13 protein-coding genes are annotated in these 18,460 nt (G+C 53.8%); 6 read left to right on the top strand and 7 right to left on the bottom strand.

What is annotated here, in order from left to right:
* Positions 1-233: 233 nt before the first annotated feature.
* The 4 genes from ACR0AI_RS14235 to ACR0AI_RS14220 all read left to right on the top strand — a co-directional run bounded on the left by ACR0AI_RS14235 (position 234) and on the right by ACR0AI_RS14220 (position 3,983).
* Positions 234-1,286, top strand: a complete 1,053-nt coding sequence (locus ACR0AI_RS14235) for a hemin-degrading factor (RefSeq protein WP_480674951.1) — start codon at positions 234-236, stop codon at positions 1,284-1,286.
* A 71-nt stretch (positions 1,287-1,357) separates the two neighbouring features.
* Positions 1,358-2,137, top strand: coding sequence for a heme/hemin ABC transporter substrate-binding protein (locus ACR0AI_RS14230; RefSeq protein ID WP_480674949.1), 780 nt, complete (start codon positions 1,358-1,360; stop codon positions 2,135-2,137).
* Positions 2,134-3,207: a FecCD family ABC transporter permease gene (locus ACR0AI_RS14225; RefSeq protein ID WP_480674947.1), complete on the top strand. Its 1,074-nt coding sequence runs from the start codon at positions 2,134-2,136 to the stop codon at positions 3,205-3,207. The genes ACR0AI_RS14230 and ACR0AI_RS14225 overlap by 4 nt, the downstream gene beginning before the upstream one ends.
* A gap of 2 nt (positions 3,208-3,209) precedes the next feature.
* Positions 3,210-3,983: a heme ABC transporter ATP-binding protein gene (locus tag ACR0AI_RS14220; protein ID WP_480674945.1), complete on the top strand. Its 774-nt coding sequence runs from the start codon at positions 3,210-3,212 to the stop codon at positions 3,981-3,983.
* Between the two features lie 1,382 nt (positions 3,984-5,365).
* Here the strand turns inward: ACR0AI_RS14220 and ACR0AI_RS14215 are convergent.
* A complete protein-coding gene (locus ACR0AI_RS14215; protein WP_480674941.1) occupies positions 5,366-6,244 on the bottom strand; it encodes a LysR substrate-binding domain-containing protein in 879 nt (292 codons plus the stop codon).
* Positions 6,245-6,362: 118 nt separating this feature from the next.
* On the opposite strand from ACR0AI_RS14215, the gene ACR0AI_RS14210 reads away from it, so the two are divergent.
* Together ACR0AI_RS14210 and ACR0AI_RS14205 are read left to right on the top strand one after the other, a co-directional pair.
* Entirely contained in the window at positions 6,363-7,112 is a 750-nt protein-coding gene (locus ACR0AI_RS14210) for an SDR family oxidoreductase (RefSeq protein WP_480674939.1), read from the top strand.
* A 17-nt stretch (positions 7,113-7,129) separates the two neighbouring features.
* Positions 7,130-7,519 (top strand): ectoine synthase, encoded by a 390-nt coding sequence (locus tag ACR0AI_RS14205; RefSeq protein WP_480674937.1) that lies wholly within the window; start codon positions 7,130-7,132, stop codon positions 7,517-7,519.
* A gap of 363 nt (positions 7,520-7,882) precedes the next feature.
* Here ACR0AI_RS14205 and ACR0AI_RS14200 read toward each other — a convergent pair whose 3' ends face one another.
* From ACR0AI_RS14200 to nhaC, 6 genes are all read right to left on the bottom strand, one after another.
* Positions 7,883-9,220: an adenylate/guanylate cyclase domain-containing protein gene (locus ACR0AI_RS14200; protein ID WP_480674935.1), complete on the bottom strand. Its 1,338-nt coding sequence runs from the start codon at positions 9,218-9,220 to the stop codon at positions 7,883-7,885.
* Positions 9,221-9,518: 298 nt separating this feature from the next.
* Positions 9,519-11,129 (bottom strand): FAD-dependent oxidoreductase, encoded by a 1,611-nt coding sequence (locus tag ACR0AI_RS14195; RefSeq protein ID WP_480674934.1) that lies wholly within the window; start codon positions 11,127-11,129, stop codon positions 9,519-9,521.
* 164 nt (positions 11,130-11,293) lie between these two features.
* Positions 11,294-14,437, bottom strand: a complete 3,144-nt coding sequence (locus ACR0AI_RS14190; RefSeq protein WP_480674932.1) for an efflux RND transporter permease subunit — start codon at positions 14,435-14,437, stop codon at positions 11,294-11,296.
* Between the two features lies 1 nt (position 14,438).
* Positions 14,439-15,482, bottom strand: coding sequence for an efflux RND transporter periplasmic adaptor subunit (locus tag ACR0AI_RS14185; RefSeq protein ID WP_480674930.1), 1,044 nt, complete (start codon positions 15,480-15,482; stop codon positions 14,439-14,441).
* A gap of 387 nt (positions 15,483-15,869) precedes the next feature.
* On the bottom strand, positions 15,870-16,886 hold the full coding sequence (locus tag ACR0AI_RS14180; protein WP_480674928.1) for a GlxA family transcriptional regulator: 1,017 nt from the start codon (positions 16,884-16,886) through the stop codon (positions 15,870-15,872).
* Positions 16,887-16,958: 72 nt separating this feature from the next.
* On the bottom strand, positions 16,959-18,431 hold the full coding sequence (gene nhaC / locus ACR0AI_RS14175; protein WP_480674926.1) for a Na+/H+ antiporter NhaC: 1,473 nt from the start codon (positions 18,429-18,431) through the stop codon (positions 16,959-16,961).
* Positions 18,432-18,460: the final 29 nt, after the last annotated feature.

Here is an 18,460-nt window from a genome sequence, read left to right as displayed (position 1 = left end):
TCCCTTCGAGTGGTTTGAGGACCGGAGATGCTTGCAGTTCGCTGGCTAAGGTCAGTCTTTTTTGGTGTTTTTTGGAATCGCCTTTCAGCGATGACTTGTGCTCGCTAATAAAGCTTACTAAAAGAGTCAACATATTTCCGTGACTGAGTTTGCAGTCACTGCCAGCGGGCCAATGACGGGATCATGGGCCGGGCCAGCGCCTCACAGAACCACTCGAAGATGGGAAATCCACTATGGAACAGGTGCTTACGGCCCCTCAGGATATTCGTGCTGCCTATGCAGAGAAGGCTGGCAAACGTGATCGCGATCTGGCGGAATCACTTGGTTTGTCCGAAGGGCAGCTGGTGGCGGCCTTCGCTGGGCAAGGCGCAACAAGGCTGACATCCGACATGGACGTGCTTTTTGGTCAGTTGAATGGGTTGGGAGAGGTCATGGCGCTGACTCGCAACCCTTCCTGCGTAATCGAGAAAGTCGGGCAATACGACAACTATCATCCCGGCGCCCATGCCGCGATGGTCCTGACCCAAGAGATTGACCTGCGCATGTTCCCCAGCCATTGGGTTCATGCCTTTGCGGTCGAGCGAAAAACGAATTCCGGAACACGCCGCTCGATTCAAGTATTTGATGCGGCCGGAGATGCGGTTCACAAGATTTTTCTGCGGGACGGCTCGGATCTGGATCACTGGGCACATCTGGTCCAGACGCTGGCTGCGGACGATCAATCGCAGACGATGACAGTCGATCAGCGCAAACCAACCGAAGCACCTAGGGCCAATCCGGGCAAGGCTGAAATCCTTCGCAATGAGTGGGCCAAGATGACGGACACGCATCAGTTCCTGCGCTTGACGTCCAAGCTCAAGATGAACCGGTTGGGGGCATATCGTATTGCCGGTGCGCCTCTGGTTCGGGCGCTTGACCCAGACACAATTCCGCAAATGTTCGAACAGGTGCGCGACCAAAGGCTTGAGGTCATGGTCTTTGTCGGCAATCGCGGCTGCATTGAAATCCATGGTGGCCCAGTTAAAACCCTGAAACAGATGGGGCCTTGGTTGAACGTGCTGGACCCGGATTTCAACCTGCATCTGCGCACCGATTATATTGCCGAGGTCTGGGCCGTAACCAAACCCACCCAACGAGGACCCGCTGTTTCAATTGAAGCGTTTGACGCTGAAGGCGGATTGATTTTTCAGATTTTCGGTCGACGCGCCGGCGATACTGACCACCGCCCCGCCTGGGATGCTTTGGTCGCAGGGTTGCCCGACGAAGTCAAAAAAGAGGTGGTGTAGTGCGACGGTTCTTATCACTCTGCACAGCTGCTTTTCTCTCAGCCACTACTCTGCAAGCAGAAGAACAACGCGTGATCGCGATCGGCAGTTCAATCACCGAGATCATCTATGCTCTCGGGCAACAAGACCGGCTGGTGGGCCGTGATCGGACCTCAACTTACCCGGCCGATGCGATGGATTTGCCGGATGTGGGCTATCGGCGCGCTCTTTCGCCCGAAGGCGTGCTGTCCGTCGCACCCGACCTAATCCTGGCATTGGAAGGCTCCGGCCCGCCAGATGCCATTTCGGTGCTTCAAGAAGCCGGTGTGGAATTTGTCACAATCGACGAAGAGTTTACCCGAGATGGGATAGTAGAAAAAATCCGCGCAGTGGGCGCTGCTTTGGGCGTTGAGACTGAGGCTGAAAAGTTGGCCGCAAGCGCAGCTCAACAACTGGATCAGGCGCAAGAGAACGCTTCGGCCGCCGCGGATGCGGACCCCTTGAATGTGTTGTTCATCCTCTCGGCGCAGGATGGAGAAATCACCGTCGGCGGGGCCGACACACAGGCCGACAGCATTATCAGAATGGCAGGCGGTGAGAATGCTGCGGCTGGCGTCAATGGATTCAAAACCATGACGCCAGAAGCGTTGGCAGTCACCGCGCCCGACGTGATCCTGACGATGGAGCGGCGCGACAATCATGCGACTAAAGACGAAGACCTTTTTGCAATGCCCGCGATCCAACTGACCCCGGCAGGGCAGAACAAAGCCCTGATCCGTATGCCGGGTGCGTATCTTCTGGGCTTTGGCCCGCGTACAGCGGATGCAATTTTGGACCTATCGGCGGCGCTGCAAAACGCGAGCGGATCATGACGCTGGCGTTGGACCATGGCCCGCCGGTGAGCGCCGACGCGCGAAGGATCAGGGCCAAGCGCGTGACGCTGTCTCTAATTGTCGTCCTGACCGTAACAAGTGTGTTCAGCGTCTCGGTCGGAGCGTCTGACGCCTCGCTAGCGATTGCAGTATTGGATTTACTTCAGGGGCGCGAGTTGTCGGACCTGAACCGGATCATTCTGTGGGACATCCGCCTGCCCCGTCTGGCGATGGGCATACTTGTTGGAGCGGCGCTGGCAGTCTCGGGCGTGGTGATGCAAGGGCTGTTCCGCAATCCGCTGGCCGATCCTGGCATCGTCGGTGTCAGCGCAGGCGCTGGGTTGGGCGCGATCACAGCCATCGTCTTTGGTGGTCTCCTGCCTGGCACGATGCTCGCATGGGTAGGCGATGGGCTGATTGCCGTCGCCGCCTTTCTTGGGGGATGGGCCTCAGTCCTGATCCTACATCGCGTGTCAACGCGCCAGGGGCAAACATCGGTCGCCACAATGCTGCTTGCGGGCATTGCACTGGCAGCTTTGGCGGGAGCGGTATCTGGTGTGATGATCTACATGGCTGACGATCAGCAACTCAGAGACCTCACCTTCTGGGGCATGGGCTCACTGGCTGGTGCGACGTGGACCAAGGTTGCAACGGCTGCCCCGATTATTTTGGCTGCAATTATCTGCACACAGTTTCTTGCCCGCGCTTTGAACGGTTTGGCGATGGGTGAGGCCATTGCCCATCACATGGGTATTCCAGTCCAGCGAAGCAAAAACCTCGCGATCCTGACGGTTGCTGGGGCAACTGGTGCCGCCGTTGCCGTGTCGGGTGGCATAGGCTTTATCGGAATCGTGGTGCCGCACCTGCTGCGTCTCAGCACTGGACCAGACCACCATCGCTTGCTGATGAATTCAGCTCTGCTGGGGGCCACGCTGCTGTTGTGCGCAGATATGATCAGCCGCGTGATCGTCGCTCCGGCGGAGTTACCGATTGGGATCGTGACTGCGATCCTTGGCGCGCCGGTGTTTTTCTGGATCCTGCTTCGACGCCATGGCTCAATGGGAATGTAAGTATGAAAGCTGAAAACATATGCGTCCGCATCGGAAGCAAAGAGATCCTGAAAGGCGTGGACTTCAAAGCAGAACCCGGGCAAGTCACGGCCATCATCGGCCCGAATGGATCCGGTAAATCGACTTTGCTGAAAGCACTCTCAGGAGAAATCCAAAGCTCCGGCAGGATCTCATTAAACGGCCACGAGATCACGGCACTAAAGCCTTGGGAATTGGCTGCCATACGAGGCGTTCTTCCGCAGTCAACAACCGTGGCTTTCCCCTTCTCTGTGCACGAAGTCGTCAGGCTTGGTCTGGCGAATGGCTTGGCTGCCGAAGACGACACGTTGCCGTCTCGGGCATTGATGCAAGTTGACCTCGGCGGCTTCGAAACGCGGTCCTACCAAAACCTATCTGGCGGTGAGCAGCAACGCGTCCAGATGGCGCGTGTTCTGACGCAGGTCTGGGACACCAAAGATCTGGATCAGCCGCGCTGGCTGTTGCTGGACGAGCCTGTTGCAAGCCTGGACATCGCCCATCAGTTCATCGTTTTGCGCATCGCGCGGGACTTCGCTGCCCAAGGCGGAGGCGTTGTAGTGGTTATGCACGATCTGAACCTAACAGCTTTGTTCGCCGACAGTGTATACGTTCTTAGCGAAGGGAAAGTCTGGTCATCAGGTACCGTTTCAGACATTCTCAACAATGAGACGATGCAGCAGGTTTACGGTATCGACTTCCCGATCAACACTGTACCTGCAGGCGGGATGCCATTTTTTCTGCCGCAGGCGATGCTCTGAATTAGATGCTCCGTCCGTTCTTGCAAAACGTGAAAGATGCTACCATTGGGTTCGGTACGCACCCCGTATTCCAAGATACATCCACGGCCCAGAGCTGTCATTCAAGGAAGTCGTTGCAAAACTAGATCTCGCCCAAGACCAGCTTGCTGAGGTTGCCGACATTGCTGATCCAGACGCAGAAACACGCTTTCTAAATGTCTTGAAGGTTGTGGTGTACGATAAGGAAAAGGGAGACGATTTAAACGCCCCGCACGGTGAAATTCGAGAGACGAAATCTGATCTTCGACTTGCTCTAGAAAAGCTCGAAACAGTTCTTCAGCAAGAGGTTGAGGATCCGAAGAGAATAAAATAGCCGAATTTGATGCGTACAAGTTTATCACAATGCAATCCTCATCTTCCAACACGGTAGAGCATCATTCTGAGTATTTAGCTAAAGGCTGCTCTGCAGGCAGGGTGTTAGGCTATTTGCGAACGCAGAGAACAACCGGTTTTCCCATATTGCAACGTAAGTGTTGGTGCACGCAAAAGGCTACGATGAGAATTGCATGTTTGACGCCGAAAAGTGGCAACTCGGCGTCAAAAAGTGTCACCTTATGTGTCGTGCCACATTTTGCGATAGAACTCGCTTGTCTGTGTGCCTGAAGTGTCAGCTATCGAGATGCGCTATCAACTCTTGACGAGTTCGACTTCCAGATGCTCAGTTGTTCCATCGCCAAAGCCTTTACCCTGCTCAGTCGGCAGAATTGCGATGGCGAGCATGTTTGATGCACTTTCTAGGCAAGCCCGGGAACCGGCTTCATAGTAAAAAAGCAAAACTAAGAAACCAGTTCGCTTCGACGTTTCCGAGGGCTCGCTGGCTTCGGTCGAGAAATGAATCGAAGATGAACTCACGGTCGGGTTCGAGTACTTTTGACCTGGCCACTTTCATGAGCGTCTGCATATCTCCACCTGACAAAACGTGCGGATCGTCAGGGACTGGTTCACGTCGATCGGTCTGGCGATAAACGCCTAAGGCATCCATTCGATGCATAGAACCTAGGTCACTCAGATCTACAAAGAGACCGGAAACCTTCGCGCCCTTTAGCTCTTTTTTGGCCACACAAAGATGGACAGTACGGTCAGGTACCTAGGCGTTGAACTTTATGGTTCCTTGGTCATCGCAGAAGCCATTGAATTCTAATGAAGTTGGGGCGCGGTCAAAGGGCGACCCATTGCTGCCGTTCGTTAGTACACCGAGATGCTGCTATACGGCCCGTCGAACTAGCCATTCGCTGCAAGTGCAAAGTTGCGTTACTTTCGGAGGTCGACAGAGCGGACAAAACGGATCTATGCAGTGCGAGAGCCAATGACCGTTTTCCTCGGGTTTCGATTTGAACACAGGGCTAAACTGACACGAGCCATTTCTTGAAAACTCTCACTGTGTCTCGCTCTTGATCGCCAGCGCGGCAGACGAAGTAGAGGCCACGCTCTAGCGGAACACAACTTGCATCCAGACGGATCAAACGCTCAAGTACTAAGTCTTTTGCCGCCAAAAGATGTCTTGCCAACGCAACACCTTGCCCGTCAATCGCCGCCTCTAGTAGAACAGCGCTGTCCACGTACTTGATACTCTGCGCGTTGATCCGATCAGGATTCAAGCCAACCTGCGCAGCCCAGCTTTCCCATCCGACGTTGAAGGCATCGTGTAGCAATGGGAGTTCAACAACGTCCTCGGCACGCATTGGTCGTCGTGTTTTGCTAACAAGGGACGGCGCGGCCACGACAATCAATTCCTCCTGTTTGACTAGCTCATAGTAGAGCCCGTCCCAACCGGGCTTTCCAAAACGCAGAGCGACGTCAACTTCAGCCGTATCAAAATCCGCAAAGGCATCGTTTGTGTCCAGCGACAACGCGATACCGGGATGCTGTTGCTGAAACGAACTAAGCTGCGGCACAAGCCATTTGAGCGCTAGCGAAGTCGAAAGAGACACTGCAATCGACTGTCGGTAATGCAATCGCCGCACCTCCGATACGCCCAGCTGCAATGCTGAAAATGCCCCACGTGTAGATTGATACAGGCGTTCACCGGCTTGCGTCAGGTCAACGCCATTGGGGCGGCGATGAAAGAGTGTCATGCCAAGATGCTGTTCCAACAACTTTATCTGTCGACTGACCGCCCCGTGGGTGACGTTTAGAGAATCCGCCGCCTTCGACAGGCTGGAGTGGGTTGCAGTTTCATCAAAGGCCTGGAGGGCACGAAGGTGTCTAAGGTTTTCCGCCATGTGAGAAAATCTAACAGCATTGTCCCAAAATCTCGATAGGGCAATAGCAAGCGGAGGAGTTACACTGACCTCAAGCTCATAAATCTCACACGCCACACGTCTAAGGAGACGACAAACCATGCTTGAAACTAAAGTCGCGCTGATGACGGGTACAGGACAAGGCATTGGCCGGGGCTGCGCTATTGAAATGGCAAAGGCAGGCTATAAGGTGTCGCTGATGTCCCCGTCCAATCGCTCAGTCGAATTGGCGAAGGGGCTTGGGGGGATTGGCCGCCGGGGCTCTGTCTTGGACGTCAACGACTTGCAAGCGATGGTCGACGACACAATGAGCAAGTATGGACGAATTGACGCCATCGTCAGCAATATGGGCCACGGTGGCAAGGTGCCAGAGGCCATCAAGACCGTTGGTTTCGATCCTGACTTTGACGGGCCGCTTTTGGAACTTAGCGATGATTTATGGCACGAAAGTCTGGACATGTACGTCCTGAACATTGTCAAGATTGCCCGTGTCGTCACGCCGATCCTGATTGAACAGGGCGGCGGCGCCTTCGTAAACATCTCGTCAATGAACACAATCGAGCCACGTGCACCGTATCCCATGAGTATGCTGCGCGGTGCTCTGCACAGTTTCTCAAAGCTTTATGGGGATCGGTATGCACGCCACAACATTCGCATGAACAATCTCCTTCCTGGGTTTTGTGAAAACGTGAACCTGTCCGAACGGGCCCGTCGGGAAATCCCTGCTCAACGACCCGCAACATTTGAGGAAATTGGGCAGGCTTGCGTGTTTCTTGCCAGCGAAGGCGCTCGTTATATCAACGGTCAGAGTATACTATCCGACGGTGGGATGAATCGCGCGGTTAGATAGAAAATAGGCGGTTGAGTATGATTGTTAGGGCACTTAAAGATATCCTTGATACTGAACGTGACGTTGCCGGGTCGGGTTGGAACAGTAGAAGGTTGTTGCTCGCGTCAGACGGTATGGGTTTTTCGCTTACAGATACGATCATAAAAATGGGTGCAGTGCTTGAGTTGGAATATACCCATCATTTGGAGGCGTGCTACTGTATCGAGGGCAAGGGTCAGATAAGAGCGTCTGAAGATGAAATCTGGCATTCCCTTGAGCCATTTACCCTCTACGCCTTGGATCAAAACGACAGACACTTGGTGCGTGCAACAGAGGCTGATCTGCGACTGGTCTGCGTATTCAATCCACCGCTTAGCGGGTGCGAAGTACACCGCGAAGACGGAAGCTATGCCCCAATAAGATCCTGATGAACGTGGTGTTTGTTTCGGACACCGCTCGTTCACGCACTGCTCAGCGTCAGTCGATACGGAGTCAGAGCGGCCATTCTCTACAGTGAGTTCAGATAGGTTGTTTCAGCCCTAAGTGACCGATGCTGCGCAAAGTATGATTATCCTAGCAGCGCAGAAAGCTGACTTTGCAAGTTTTCGCGTACGGCCCATTGCCGACGTTTCACGCTTACCTGCGCTGCCGACAATGTAGCTCGCAATACTGCCATCCGCTAAGCGTGCAGAACTTGAATTGAACCGAGTTTAGCCGAAGAACTCCGCAAGGAAACGCAATTGCATAATTTTCTTGTTTCCATTCATTTCAGGTAGATTTCTCGGCATCAATCACGGTTTGTCAGTACCAAATACGGCGACAGGTTCGGCCAGACCATCGATCTCAACCGAACCAAAGCTCACTAGCCAATCAATCCCCGATAGAGCGTCATTGGTTGCGGCATCCAAAAGCATCGCCGCGCCGAGCGATTTGCATTTGGCTTCCAGCCTAGAAGCAAGATTGACGGGATCTCCGTACACAGTGAACGACTGGCGGATGTCGGACCCGATCGTGCCTGTGACAAGCTCTCCGCTTGCGATGCCAATCCGAATTGAAAGCCCGTGCCTGGCGGCGGTCGCGTGCAAGGCTTCTGCAGTTCTTATCGCCGCATCCGCTGGCGCCTCGACTTTGACTGGTGCGTTGAATGTGACCAGAAAACCATCGCCAAGATAGGAAATCACAATCCCATTTTCGGCTGAAACATCCTCAGTCGCGTTTGTGAGAAAGAGATCCAGACGTTTGATCACTTCATCCGGAGAATGCTGTGAGGAAAATCTTGTGAACTTAGCAATATCCATCACGAGCGCCGTACCAAATGATTTCTGAGGTCTCAGCGGAGCATTGTCGTCAATGAGCTTCTTCGCGATTTCTTCCGGCAGGTATTTGCCAAGAAGGTCCGAAACATGTTGTCTTTTTACGCGTTCTCGACCGCGCTCCAGATCAGCTTCAACTTGCGCAAAGAAGACCGCTCGGCTTCTGAATACAGCAATTGCTAAAATGCACGTCGCAAACAGCAGCATCCCGGTTTCTTCGATGCGATTGCCGCGACCGATGAAATCAATGGAAAGAAACACAGCCTCATAGGTTTCGCGGGTGGCCATCGCAGACATATCTGCCCATGACAGCGTCCGCTCCATCGGCCACGTGACCCAAATGAATGCCGCCCACCATCCACCGACGCAAAGGCCCCCAGTCCAGAGCACAAGACGCCAGGAAAGGCTGAGGCACGACAAAGCGACTATTGGAAAAAGGTAGTATATTCCGTAAGCGCGGAACGCGATGATCTGCGGTACGTCGTCGGCCCTGCTGATGGGGACGAGCGCAAAAAGTGAACAGATGGCCAATGAATCCAGTGCGTAAACGGCATACTTGATCCAGGCCCTGTCATAGCTGGTGCCAATCAAAACGAGATGGGCGACGCCGATTGCAGTGAACGCGAACAATGCGAAGGTCGTAACCCGGCGCGTACTGAACTCAGGAAACAACAATGTTGAACCCAAATACCAGAAAAATGCTGCAGCGGTAATGAAGGTGCGACAAGCAATCGCCAAGCGTAGTCCGCGCTGCTCGGCCTTTGTGAGTCTTCTTTCGGCCTCCATTGCGAATTTTTGCGCGTCGATTTCTGTCAAATCTGGCTCCGCCGAATGGGAATTAAGTCAAATACTGCCGTCGCAGGTTGCAAGCGTTTCTGCTTCCAATTTGCACAATATCAAAGTGTATCGTGACGACATTTATACCTTCCTGACCAACAAGCCAAAAACGCGAATGAAGCGCACCCATTTTTGACCCACACTCCCCTGAGGTTCAAAACAACCTATCAATTAAGGCCTAGCTGGAGACCGCGTTGGCAAAGGAAAAACTCTGTCTGGTTGTAGCTGGGCAAGCCTAGGCACGACAGCGAAGTAGCTCTTACGCGGATAAAAGCATTCAGTTTTGCAGGTATTCCCAAGCTTGGGATATGACAACTGACCCTTCACCCACCGCAGAGGCAACGCGCTTGACCGACCCTGCGCGCACATCGCCCACGGCAAATATCCCGGGACAAGACGTTGCGAAAGATGATCCGGCATTGGCCTCGTTGCCCGTGACCACGAAGCCGCGTGCGTCCAGCTGGCAGCTCTGCGACAGCCATTCGGTATTGGGTGCAGCCCCAACCATAACAAAAGCGGCGCTACAATCGAGTGGCCAGTCTGATCCGTCACGCTCAATGATAACCTTGGACATGGATTTGTCCCCAAGAAGTGTCTTTAGCTGGGACTTGTAGTGGATGGTGACCGCCGGGTCCGCCTCCAACCTTGACAGCAGGTAATCGGACATCGATGCAGCCAAGCTGTCTCCTCGCACCAGTACATGGACATGTTTTGCGGATCGCGACAGGTACATCGCCGCCTGCCCCGCGGAGTTTCCGCCCCCAACGACGACGACTTCTGCGCCCTTGCAATAGCGCGCTTCCATTTCAGTCGCGGCATAGTAGATGCCTAAACCCTCAAAGTCTTTCAGCCTGTCCAACGGCAGGCGCCGGTACTGGACCCCCGTGGCGACTACGACCGAACGTGCCCTTAGCTTTTGCCCATTATCCAGCGTTACACAAAACACGCCATCAGATTGACGTTGCAATTGAGTGGCCCGTTTTGGGCGAACAAATCGAGTGCCAAACTTCATGGCTTGGACTTCCCCTCGCCATACAAGGTCTGCACCCGAGATGCCTGTCGGAAAGCCCATGTAATTCTCGATCCGACTGGATGTCCCAGCCTGCCCCCCAACCGCGAGGTCCTCCACAACAATCGCAGACAGCCCTTCCGCTCCAGCGTAGACCGCAGCCGCGACCCCGGCCGGGCCACCTCCGACAATCAATACATCTATGACCTCTCGACAATCGTAAGACTGTTCGAGCCCGAGCAATCGGGCGACCGTGGCTGGGGTCGGGTTGTCAACCACCAAGCTGTCGCCAAAGATTACCGCCGGCTGATGGCCTGTCAGGTGACAGGCCTGCGCGACCTCACATGCAGTCTTAGAACCCAGGTCCATCGTTTGGAATGGGATCTTGTTTCGGATCGCGAACTCTTCGATTTGACGGATGTTGCGATCCAGATCAGCGCCAATCAGTTTAAGAGAGCTGTCGTTGTCTTCGATTTGACGTCGGCGACGTGCGGAAAAGACAGTGATGACGATGTCTGACATCTCTGGAATGCGAGACATTGCATCCAGCATCTTTTCGCGCGGCACAGAGATAGCGTGCGTCTTCTCTCTAGCACGCATCGGCAGCGAGTAGACCCCGCCGCTGAGAAACGCGATCTCCCCCAGAAACTGCGTTGGCCCAAGGGACGTCGGTAAATAAGCCTCTCGTGTTTGTGGATCAATTACCTCAACCCGACCGGTGACAATGTAGACAAACTGGTCCATTGGATCGCCAACCTCAGCGATCATTTGGCCTGCCTCAAAACTCACTTCGGTGCCTAACGCTTTCAAGGTTTCGACATGGCTCTGGTGCAAAGGCGTTCGCGTCATTTCGCGAAGATTGGCAGCGAGGCTCTCCATTTGCTGTTCTCCTGACGATCAGCGCTGCTACAAGACCTAGCGGCTATTTCGAGATTTTCACCCTTTCATTCGGCACTAAGGCTTCCGCCTTAGAACTGCCGACGTTTCGCATGCTGCTTCCCGTGCAATGAGCCATGCAATGCAACGGTCACTGCACCATTGGCCTACGTCGTGGTTTGCCGCATCGGGAATACCGTGCGCATGGCCACATAAAAAACAGGTGTGAAAAACAGTCCAAGCAGAGTTACACCCGACATGCCAAAGAATACTGCCGTTCCAAGAGCCTGTCGCATCTCTGAACCGGGGCCGACTGCAATCATCAAGGGCACAACGCCGAGTATAAACGCGAATGCGGTCATCAGTATTGGCCGCAAGCGCAATTGGCTGGCTTCGACAGCGGCATCAATAGCCGACAACCCACGTTCTTCCTGCGCTTGTTTGGCGAACTCCACGATCAGAATGGCATTCTTTGCGGCAAGCCCCACAAGAACAATCAATCCAACCTGCGTCAGAATATTGTTGTCCATACCTCGAAACATCACCCCCAGCATCGCGCCTAAGACGGCGAGAGGAACGATCAAAATAATGACCATCGGAAGTGTCCAGCTTTCGTAGAGCGCCGCGAGAAACAGAAAGGCAAACAGCACTGAAAATGCAAAGATGTATGCTGCCGTGTTGCCCTGATTTCGTTCCTGCAAAGCAAGCTCGGTCCATTCAAAATCCAACCCCGGCGGCATGACTGCTTCTGCGAGTGCTTCCATCTCCAGCAATGCCTGACCCGTTGACACACCGGGTGCTGGCGAGCCCTGAACCGGCACAGACACCTGTTGATTATAGCGCTGAACCAAGGCGGGCCCCGCGGTTTCGCGGACTGTAACCAAGGTGCCCAATGGAACCAAAGCTCCTGTTGCGGAACGGACTCGCAGACTTCGAATATCACTCTGGTTCAGACGGAAAGGCTCATCCGCCTGCGCGCGTACCTGAAAAAGACGCCCGAAAGCATTAAAGTCGTTCACATAGGCAGACCCGAGGTTGATTGAGAGTGCTTCGAATATTTCGCCGATCGGGACGTTGAGCATTTGTGCCCGAACGCGATTGATCTCAAGGTAAAGCTGCGGTGAGCCGGACGAAAAGGTTGTGAACACGCCCTGAACCTTGTCCGACTGGCTTGCACTGCCCATGACAGCATAGGCAGATTGCAACACGCGTGACATGTCTGCACTTTCAAGTTCCTGAAGCTGAAGCTTGAAACCGCCACCAGTGCCGACCCCGCGGACCGCAGGAGGTGCAATGGCGATGATAAAGGCTTCGCGCAGGGCCTGCATCCGGCCAAAAAGCTGGCCCACAATAGCACCTGCAGTCAGCCCGTTTTCCTGACGGCTTTCGAAGCTCTCGAAGGTGGTAAAAATAACACCTTGATTGCTTGCATTGGTAAACGTCGCCCCCGAGAAACCCGCAAATGCCACAGCATTTGTGACCCCGGGTGTTTCCAATGCTATCTCAGTCGCTTGCCTGATGATATCGTCGGTCCGGTCCAGTGCTGCACCATCTGGCAGTTGCACCACGACGATGGCGTATCCTTGGTCCATTTCCGGGATGAACCCGGTCGGTACTTTTGTCGTGATCCAGTATGTTCCGCCCATCAACCCGGCAAAAACCAAAAGGACGATGCTGCGGATCCCGGTTGAACCAGACAATGCGCGCACGGTCCGACCATAAGCGGACGCCATTGCATCAAATCCCCGGTTGAAGCCATTGCTGAGCGGGTCTGTGACAAAGGCCAGCGGATTTCGTGTTGGTGCACTGGAGTTTGGCTTCAAGATCACGGCGGCCAACGCTGGCGAAAGGCTAAGTGAATTGATGGTCGAAATAACTGTTGCGACGGAAATCGTGACAGCAAATTGCCGATAGAACTGGCCGGTAATGCCGGGAACCAGAGCGGCTGGCACAAAGACAGCAATCAGAACCAGTGTTGTCCCGATGATCGCATTTTGGACCTCGTCCATGGTGCGGGCGGACGCATCTTTCGGAGACATGCCGTTTTTGATGTTTCGTTCAACGTTTTCGACCACAACGATGGCATCATCAACGACGATCCCGATCGCCAGAATAAGCCCGAACAGCGTTAGCAAATTCAGAGAGTATCCAAGCGCCAACATCACGGCAAATGTCCCGATAAGTGACACGGGAATGGCGATCAACGGTATTATGGCCGTTCGCCAGCTCTGAAGGAAAACAACGATCACAACAACAACCAGCAATACGGCTTCGAACAAAGTTCGATAGACCGCGTTCACCGAGGCTTCGATGAATTCTGTAGGGTTGTACACCACCTGATACTCAAGCCCGGATGGGAAATCCTGTGACAACTCTTCTACAACCGCCAAAATCTCATCCGCCGACGCCAATGCGTTCGAACCTGGTCGTTGGAAAATGCCGAGGGCCACAGCCGGTTTGTTGTTAAGGTACGAGTTTGTCACGTAGGAGCGTGCTCCGATTTCAACCCGCGCCACATCCCTAACTCGTACGACGCGCCCGTCGTCAGTCGACTTGACGATAACCCGACCAAATTGGCGTGGATCTTCCAATCGACCTTGCGTTGTGAGCGTCACTTGAAAGGCGCTGTCGGTCGCATTGGGCGGTGATCCCAAGGAACCGCCCGAAACCTGAACGTTTTGTTCGCGCAGCGCCGCGACGACATCTCCGGACGTCAATCCTAGCGAGCCAAGCCGGTCCGGGTCCAACCACACGCGCGCCGAAAACTCTCGTTCACCGAAAATAATCAGATCGCCGACACCATCAAGACGCACAAGGCGATCTCTGACACGCGAACGGGCGTAGTTAGATACATAAAGTTGGTCAAAAGTCTCATCGGGTGAGAGCATATGGATGACCATCATGAGGTCGGGTGAAGACTTGTTGGTCGTGACGCCGAGCGCTCTTACCTCTTGTGGAAGGCGGGGTTCAGCGATGGAAACGCGGTTTTGGACAAGAACCTGAGCAGCGTCGAGATTGGTGCCCAGTTCAAACGTGATCGTCAGCGACATGGAACCGTCAGCCGTCGAATATGACGACATGTAGAGCATGCCCTCAACACCGTTGATCTCTTGCTCCAACGGGGTCGCGACCGTGGCGGCAATTGTTTCAGCGTCTGCTCCGGGGTAACTCGCCCTGACCACAATCGATGGAGGCGCGATTTCCGGGTACTGCTCAACGGGCAGTTCGAAATACGCGAGCAACCCAACGATGGTTGTCACAACCGCGACAACGATCGCAAAGATGGGTCGAGTGACAAAAAAACGCCCCATATCAGTTTTCTGCGACCAACGGCAGCTCGATCAATTCCGCAGCAACGACCGTGCCCGGACGAGCGCGAACAAGACCTTCGATGACCAGCGTCTCCGACCCATCCAAACCTTCTCGCACGACCCTATAGCCGTCTATTCTGGGGCCCGGTCGGATTTCCTTTGGAATGACATTGCCTTCAGCATCCACTGTCATGACAAGTCTTCGGTTCTGATCGGATGCAATCGCCTCATCCGGGATCAGAATGCCCTCGTAGGGAAGCGATCCGGGAACGTTGACGCGTCCGAACAGACCGGGTGTCAAAAGCTCATCCGGGTTGCGCAGAACTGCGCGTACACGCATAGTCCCGGTTTCGTCGTCAATGCGGTTTTCTGAGAAATCCAGAATTCCGTTCTGAGGCGGTATGCTACGGTCAGCCACAGTTACCTGAACTTGAAGATTGTCTGCGCCTTCTTGCAGAACGGATCCCCGGGCACGCGCATCTCGCGCGTATGCCAGAAAGTAGCGTTCATCTATGTCGAAATAGAAATAAATCGGGTCGGTCGAGACGATTGATGTCAAAAGGGTATCTTGGGCTATGATCAGGTTTCCAGGATCAACCCGGGCCTGATCGATACGCCCTGACATTGGCGCTCGGATTTCCGAGTATTCCAGATCAAGCTCGGCCAATTCCAGTGCAGCGCGCGCTTGTTCCAACGCACCCTGCGCCGCAAGAAAAGCTTCGCGACGTTGGTCCACCACGCTCTCCGCGATATTGCCATTTCTGATCAAAGCCTCGGCGCGTTCAAGCTGATCAGTCGTAAAGGCACTTGTTGCTTCAGCAATGCTGATCTGTGCCCGGGCTTGTCTCAATGCAGTGCGAAACTGACGCTGGTCGATCGTAAAGAGCAAATCGCCCTGTTCGACAAGAGTTCCGTCCTTGAAATGCACCTGGTCCAGAAAACCGGAAACCCGCGCTCTGACGTCCACGTCAGCCGCGGCGCCGAAGCGACCGACAAATTCATCATCTTCAACTATGGACTTCACAACCGGTTTTGCCACCGTCACGGGTGGAGGACCCTGCTGAGCCACAAGAGCGCCGGAGAGGGCGATCAAAAAAACGGTGGCGGTAGGAAAAACCCTTATGATCATGCTCATGCCCCTGGGATAGACGATGACTTAAGGTCAAATCTGCCATTGACCACTTTAGAGTGTTCTAGCACAAAGGGTCTAGTTGATTTGATGTTGGTGATCATTCTGCTCCATTTCTGGACCGCATTCAGTGAATTGTGACCAATTTTTTAGCAGTGAACGAACTAAGAGCTCGGCCGTTTGCGGACATATGCCATACTGACGGTGCCGCGTTGCGGCGTTTCCAAAACGGCCTTCGGTTGTCCGCGGAGAGAGTATTTGGGTACATTCAGATATCCTAAATTATGACTGCTCAGACACAAATTATTCACGTCTTTCAGACCACCCCCTTCTGAATGAAGTCGGCGCTTCGCCGTAGCGTTTCTTGAATCGTGCAGTAAGTTGCGTCGCGCTGCTAAAGCCGGTAGCTGCCGCGATTTCCGCGACCGCCATCTCGGTTTCGCTGAGCAATGCGTAGGCCCTCGAAACGCGCAGTTCGATATAAAACTGAACAGGCGAAGTTTCGACATACTTTTGGAAGAGACGCTCTAACTGGCGACGAGATATCCGCACAGCTTCTGCTATTTCAGAGATATCTAGAGGCTCTTCCAGGTTTTCTTGCATGATCTGCATAGCGTTGATCAGGTACTGGTTGCGACTACCCAGAGCTACCGAAAAGGCTGATTTCTGGAGCGTTTTACTATTGTTGGACCGAAAGTGAATACACATGTCCGAAACGATGACCGCCAGGTCATTTCCGAAATCGGATTCGATCATGTCCAAAATCATGTCGGTTGCGGCATTTCCGCCTCCACATGTCATAAGCTCATTGTCGATCTCATACAGGTTTGACGATGGCTCTAAGTCATCAAAATGTTCGATGAAAGCAGGGTGGTTTTCCCAATGCAATGTGAACCTTTTGCCTGACAGAACTCCTGCCTTGGCAAGGGCGAAAGCCCCTGTGCAAATACCACCCAGATTACACCCAAAGGTTCTTTGGCGGCGGATCCACGACAGGACCTTTGGGTTCGTACTTTCTGCCGGTTCAATTCCCGAGCAAACAAACAGCCGCGAAGATCGCGGTAGATTGTGCAACGCAAAATCCGGCGTAATTCCAACACCATTCGAACAAGAGACTGGATTTCCATTTTCAGTAATCAGAAACCATTTATACAGTTCTTTGTTTGTAACCTGATTAGCGATCCTCAGAGGTTCCACTGCGGCGCTAAAGGCCAGCATTGTCAGCTTTGGCAGCAGCAGAAAATAGATTTCCTTGGCCGGTCCATCGTAGTCTATGCGATAGCTGGCCGCGCCCTTTGGGACAAAGTTTCTCGGGTCCATATTCTCTCCTCCCAGTATCGACCAAGGCGGATGAAGGGCACCAACACCTCCTTTGGTGTTGGTGCAGGAAGATTACGCACTCATCTGTGCAACAGGTTCGCCGCTTTCCTCCCAGGAGCGGACTTCTTTTTCGCTTGCTTTAGGCGAAAAAAGCCCTGTCATGGCATAGAAGATACCGATGACCGGTGAAAGCCAGCAAGCGAATGCAAGCGGAATATACAGCAGGTTTTCGAAATTGCCGTCTGCGATACCCAAACCAAGCGCCATGATGACAAACGCACCACCTGCATTCCACGGGATTAGAGGGGACACTAGGGTTCCGCCTTCCTCGACCGCCCGGGACAGGTTTAGTGGGGAATAGCCCATCGCGCGATAGACCGGTGCATACATCCGTCCAGGCAGTGCAATTGACAGATAGGGGTCACCTGCAACGGTGTTGGTCGCGACAGACGTCAAGATGGCCGAGGTTTGAATTCCGGCAAACGTTTTCACCTTCGACATGACAACTTTGATGATGGCCTGAAGGCAACCGACGCGTTCAAGCGCTCCACCAAAGCCCAGGGCAAGTAGCACCAGTGAAATCGTCCACATCATCGACTGAATACCTCCGCGGTTCAGCAGGGGATCGATCTCCGGAATCCCAGTATCGATCGAATAGCCGCTATTGGCGAAGGTGAACGTCTCATGCAGTCCAGCTCCCTGACAGAAGATAGCCATGATTCCACCCGCAACGGCGCCTGCAAACAGTGACGGGATCGGAGGTTGTTTCATGACCGCCAGCGCAATGACCAGAACGGCTGGAAACAGCATGATCGGCGAAATCCAGAACGCGTCATCCAGTGCCGTCGTGATTGCATGAATGCGGTCAAACGATACCTGGGACGTGTCGATCAAAGTGAAGCCAACGACAAAGTAGATCAAAAGTGCAATCAGCATCGAAGGAACAGTGGTTGGAAGCATGTTCCGAATGTGATCGAACAGATTGGTTCCAGTTACGGCTGGTGCCAAGTTCGTCGTGTCCGATAAAGGTGAGATCTTGTCTCCAAAGAATGCGCCGGAGACGACCGCCCCCGCTGTCCAATACATTGGAATACCAAATCCCGCACCGATCCCCATCAGAGCCAAACCGACAGTGCCCGTCGTTCCCCACGAAGTGCCCAGTGAAACAGAGACAATTGAGCAAAGGACCATTCCTGCGGCAAGGAAAAGCTCAGGCGACAAAATCTTTAGACCATAGTAGATCAGCGTTGGCACAGTTCCGCTTGCGATCCACACGCCGATGATCATTCCCACTGTGATCAGAATCGAAACGGAAGGCAGTGAGATATTGATAACGTGGAAAACACCCTCTTCGATACTGGGCCATTTGTGACCCAACATGAGGCCAACGATGCCGGTGATCGCGATCCCGAATGCTAACGGGATATGCGGGGTAAAGTCACCGAAATAGAATAGTTGCAACCCGAGCACACACAGGGTCAGCACTATTGGCGCGAGCGCCAGCAGTAAGCCGGGCTGCCGTATGTTGTCTTCATTCCCTGACATATGGGTCTCCTCCTTCAGATTGATCCAGA

The sequence above is a fragment of the Ruegeria sp. BG3 genome, from assembly GCF_056538485.1.
The sequence above is the reverse complement of the archived record's forward strand: the minus strand, read 5'-3'. Positions and strand labels throughout refer to the sequence as shown.